This window comes from Sphingobium indicum BiD32 (genome assembly GCF_000382885.1).
GTDB lineage: Bacteria > Pseudomonadota > Alphaproteobacteria > Sphingomonadales > Sphingomonadaceae > Sphingobium > Sphingobium japonicum_C.
Genome location: NZ_CAVK010000036.1, coordinates 1 through 4,219 on the forward strand (window position 1 = coordinate 1; position 4,219 = coordinate 4,219).

The window sequence follows — 4,219 nt, forward strand, 5'->3', positions numbered from 1 at the left end:
CCGCCACGACAGCGGTGGGCGTTGCGGGCGGGTCAGCCGCGATTCCGGCGGCAGGGACGAGCAAGGCGAGCAGCGCGGGCGCGAAAAAGCGTGTCATGCCCCGATCAGAGCGCGGCCACGCAGGAAAGTAAAGCATCCCCTTGCCTAGCCGCCTTCGCCGCGATAGGGAGCGCGACTTCCAGTGCAATGCGGAGCGGTGGCCGAGTGGTCGAAGGCGCTCGCCTGGAAAGTGAGTATACGCCAAAAGCGTATCCAGGGTTCGAATCCCTGCCGCTCCGCCACCTTATCCCCCTACGCCCCCACCGCGTCCGCCCGTGCGACCAGCGCGCGGGCTTCCTCGACATGCATCGATTCGATCATCCGCCCCTCGAACCGCTCTGCCCCGCCGGTTGCCGCCTCGATCAGCCGCCGCGCGTCGGCCAGCGCCTGTGCGTCCGGCCCGAACACGCCATTCGCCACCGCCACCTGTGCGGGGTGGATCAGCGTCTTGCCGTCAAAGCCTTGGCGGTGCCCCGCCACACATTCCGCCGCCAGCCCATCGAGATCATCCAGCCGGTTATAGACGCCGTCGAACACCGCGATGCCCGCCGCCCGCGCCGCCAGCACCACGGCCTGCATGGCGTGGCTCAGCCCCTCACGCCCCGCGCCCGCCGGTATGCCAAGGTCGCGGCGCAGGTCGTTCACGCCCATGAACAAGGCCGCGCACCCCTCGCCCGCAGCGATTCCCGGTGCGGCCAGCACGCCCTTCGCGCTTTCGATCATCGCGATCACCGGCTTTTGCGCCACGCTGAACACGTCGCGCACCTGTTTGGCGCTCTCCACCTTGGGCAGCACGACATAATCGACCGCCGCCGCCTTCATCGCGACCATCTCGGCCCCGTGCCAGGGTGTCCCCTCCACATTGATCCGCACACCCGTCAGGCGCGCGCCAAAGCCCTCCGCCAGCGCCGCCACGGCCCCCGCCCGCGCGGCCTCCTTGGCATCATCGGGCACCGCATCCTCCAGGTCCAATATCACCATGTCGCACGGCAATGTCCGCGCCTTGGCGATGGCGCGCGCGTTGGACGCGGGCAGGAACAGCAGCGAACGGGCATGGCGCAGCAGCATGGAACACTCTCCTCGGTTTGACTTTCCCCGTTAACGAATAAGGCGCATAGTCCAACCCTGTTTCGGGGAGAAAATGATGCTGACGACCTTCGCCCTCACTCTCACCGCGCTTGTCCTCTTCTACCTTGCCGTCAGTGTGAAGGTGGTGCGGCAGGGCTATCAATATACCATAGAACGTTTCGGTCGCTTCACCGAAGTCGCCCGGCCGGGCCTCAATTTCTACCCGGCCTTCTTCTATGCCGTCGGACGCAAGATCAACATGATGGAGCAGGTGGTCGACATTCCGGGGCAGGAGATCATCACCAAGGATAATGCCATGGTGTCGGTCGACGGCGTCGTATTCTTCCAGGTGCTGGACGCGGCCAAGGCGGCCTATGAAGTGTCCGAACTCTATGTCGCGATCATGCAGCTGGCGACCACCAACCTGCGCACCGTCATGGGCTCGATGGACCTGGACGAAACCCTCTCCAAACGTGACGAGATCAACGCGCGGCTGCTCTCGGTGGTCGATCATGCCACCAATGCCTGGGGCATCAAGATCACCCGCGTCGAGCTGAAGGATATTCGCCCGCCCGCCGACATCGTCAACGCCATGGGGCGCCAGATGAAGGCGGAGCGCGAAAAGCGCGCCAACATATTGGACGCCGAAGGCGCAAGAGCCGCCGAAATCCTGCGCGCCGAGGGCGAGAAGCAGGGCCAGATATTGCAGGCCGAAGGCCGCCGCGAAGCCGCCTTCCGCGACGCAGAAGCCCGCGAGCGGGAAGCGGAAGCCGAAGCCAAGGCGACCCAGATGGTGTCCGACGCGATTTCAGCAGGCAACCCGCAGGCGCTCAATTATTTCATCGCGCAAAAATATACCGAAGCCGTCAGCCAGTTCGCCACCAGCCCCAATGCCAAGACCATCCTCTTCCCGGTCGAAGCCACCCAGCTGATCGGCACGCTGGGCGGCATCGGCGCATTGGCGCGGGAAGCCCTGGGCGGCGACAACACGCCAACGCCGCCGCCGCCAGCGCCACGCCGTGGGCCGTTCGGCCAGAGCCAGGGGTAGGGGCGATGGGTGCGATAAGCCCCTCCCCTTCAGGTTCAAACGAGGCACGTGACTCGTTTGAAGGGTTGGGGTGGGGGCCATCGTCTGGGCAAAGTGCCAGTCCTGCACCACTACCCCCGTTCGTTTCGAGCGAAGTCGAGAAACGAGGTAAAGCCGAGTTCAGCGAAGCTAAACGTTGCGCACAGGTTTCTCGACTACGCTCGAAACGAACGGACCTTGTGCCCACACCCCCAAACCCGTTCGTCCTGAGCCTGTCGAAGGACTACTTTTCTTTCTTCGGACAAGAAAGGACGCGGCTTCGACAGGCTCGGCCCGAACGGCATAAGATTTCATCCGCACCCAACCATCGGACCCCCGCCCCATGACCCTAACCACCCTGCTTGAAGATCACTGGGCCTGGCTGGTCCTCGCCGCCTTGCTGGGGATCGCCGAAGTGATGATCCCCGGCGTGTTCCTGATCTGGATCGCCATCGCCGCCGCCATCACCGGCCTGACTGCGCTGGCCCTCCCCATCGGCCTGCCGCTGCAACTGCTGCTGTTCGCTGCTTTAAGCGTCGCCGCTGTGTGGGCCGGCCGCCGCTGGTACACCGACCACCCCGTCGCCTCCACCGACCCCCTCCTCAACGACCGCACCGCCCGCCTGATCGGCCAGACCGTCACCGTGGTGGACGCCATCGCGGGCGGCGAAGGTCGCGTCAAAGTCGGCGACAGCGTCTGGAGCGCGGTAGGCGCGGACGCAGCCGTCGGCACACGGGTGCGCGTGGTCGCGGCTGAGGGGACGGTGTTGCGGGTGGAGGGATTTTAAGGCGGGACTGCGCCGTTTATGGCCGTTTATAGTTTGTCGTATCGTGCTGAACTCAGATCGTGGCAGTTATTTCAAAAATCCGCTTTGACTGATTTCTATCTCACTCCTAGCTTTCAGGCAGGGAGGCGACATGCCAGACTTTGACTCTATGAATGAGACTGACGTTCGAGAAGCGATTGTAAGACCATTTCTGGAGAGCCTTGGCTATAAGCACGGAACTCAAGCTACAATTCGGACAGAGATACCGCTCCGTTACGATAAGTCGTTCCTTGGTAGAAAAAAGCCAGCAAAGGATGCCGCACTTGGCAAAGCAGATTATATTTGCGAAGCCATTTCTTACGGACGATGGGTAGTTGAGTTCAAAGCACCAAGTCGGAATATTAGGCAAGATGACATAGATCAAGCTCATACATATGCTGCACATCCTGAAATAGCAGCTCTATATTTTCTTGTTACAAATGGGCGCGACTATCAGCTTTTCATGACTAGTCGTTTGGAACGACCGCTTCTCCGTTGGTCTTACGAAGATATTGAAGACCTTAGAACCCAAATATGCGCCATACTTGAATTCGATGCGATCAAGAAATACGCGGCCCGACTGACCCCGCCGATCGGTCAACCGCTCGGAAAAGGATTACCCCCAAGACTTCAAGTTTTGGGGGGAGAGGTGGTCTACGGCCAACATTATTCAGATCACCCGCTTCTTCAAAACGACATGATAACCGATTCTGTAGCGCCGATTACTGAGGGTTTTGTCGAGAGGCAAACCGATGGACGAATTAAGGCATCTCTGCGTGTGTTGAGCCTAACAGGAGCATCGCGAAAACTGAACGAACGACTTGGCTTAGATCGGTTTGAATTCGCAACGTCTTCGGCAGAAATTTCAAATGATCGCGAAGCTCCGACCATTTTTAAGAATGTTCAATTCGGGGGCGTCCCTGAGGGAGAAATCTTGGACGTTCCGGGAATGGCTCCATTACCAAGTCCATTCGCAATCACCTTTGATGTTTTCTCGGAAGCCATAGGTTTTCTTGAAGAAGGCCAATTCAAAGGCATCGTATCGTTTGACTATCAGTTTCGCTTCCACAAGCCTACTTCCGCCTCAAATCCCATGGTGCAAATGATTTTGGCCAGCGTACCTGAAACGGCAACGCTTGGCGGGTCTGGAGAATTTGCTGTGCGCTTCATTGAAGCCCTAGAATCCTGATAACGTTATCACGATTCCTCTACCCCACCCACGGATCAACCACCCCCACCCC

At 60.1% G+C, this 4,219-nt stretch carries 4 protein-coding genes and 1 tRNA gene; 4 read left to right on the forward strand and 1 reads right to left on the reverse strand.

Going from position 1 to position 4,219, the window contains the following annotated elements:
* Window positions 1-190: 190 nt before the first annotated feature.
* Window positions 191-281, forward strand: a tRNA-Ser gene (locus tag EBBID32_RS03340).
* 10 nt (window positions 282-291) lie between these two features.
* Here EBBID32_RS03340 and EBBID32_RS03345 read toward each other — a convergent pair.
* Complete coding sequence (locus EBBID32_RS03345; RefSeq protein ID WP_006950753.1) at window positions 292-1,107, reverse strand: HpcH/HpaI aldolase/citrate lyase family protein; 816 nt, start codon at window positions 1,105-1,107, stop codon at window positions 292-294.
* A 76-nt stretch (window positions 1,108-1,183) separates the two neighbouring features.
* On the opposite strand from EBBID32_RS03345, the gene EBBID32_RS03350 reads away from it, so the two are divergent.
* From EBBID32_RS03350 to EBBID32_RS23425, 3 genes are all read left to right on the forward strand, one after another.
* Window positions 1,184-2,155: an SPFH domain-containing protein gene (locus EBBID32_RS03350; RefSeq protein ID WP_037488536.1), complete on the forward strand. Its 972-nt coding sequence runs from the start codon at window positions 1,184-1,186 to the stop codon at window positions 2,153-2,155.
* A 361-nt stretch (window positions 2,156-2,516) separates the two neighbouring features.
* Window positions 2,517-2,960, forward strand: coding sequence for an NfeD family protein (locus EBBID32_RS03355; protein ID WP_006950755.1), 444 nt, complete (start codon window positions 2,517-2,519; stop codon window positions 2,958-2,960).
* 130 nt (window positions 2,961-3,090) lie between these two features.
* A complete protein-coding gene (locus EBBID32_RS23425) occupies window positions 3,091-4,167 on the forward strand; it encodes a type I restriction enzyme HsdR N-terminal domain-containing protein (RefSeq protein WP_081628020.1) in 1,077 nt (358 codons plus the stop codon).
* The last annotated feature ends 52 nt before the right edge of the window (window positions 4,168-4,219 follow it).

What these genes read in the sequence shown, in the direction of transcription:
- EBBID32_RS03345 (WP_006950753.1), bottom strand. Translation starts at nt 1,107, where the DNA reads ATGCTGCTGCGCCATGCCCGTTCGCTGCTGTTCCTGCCCGCGTCCAAC.
- EBBID32_RS03350 (WP_037488536.1), top strand. Translation starts at nt 1,184, where the DNA reads ATGCTGACGACCTTCGCCCTCACTCTCACCGCGCTTGTCCTCTTCTAC.
- EBBID32_RS03355 (WP_006950755.1), top strand. Translation starts at nt 2,517, where the DNA reads ATGACCCTAACCACCCTGCTTGAAGATCACTGGGCCTGGCTGGTCCTC.
- EBBID32_RS23425 (WP_081628020.1), top strand. Translation starts at nt 3,091, where the DNA reads ATGCCAGACTTTGACTCTATGAATGAGACTGACGTTCGAGAAGCGATT.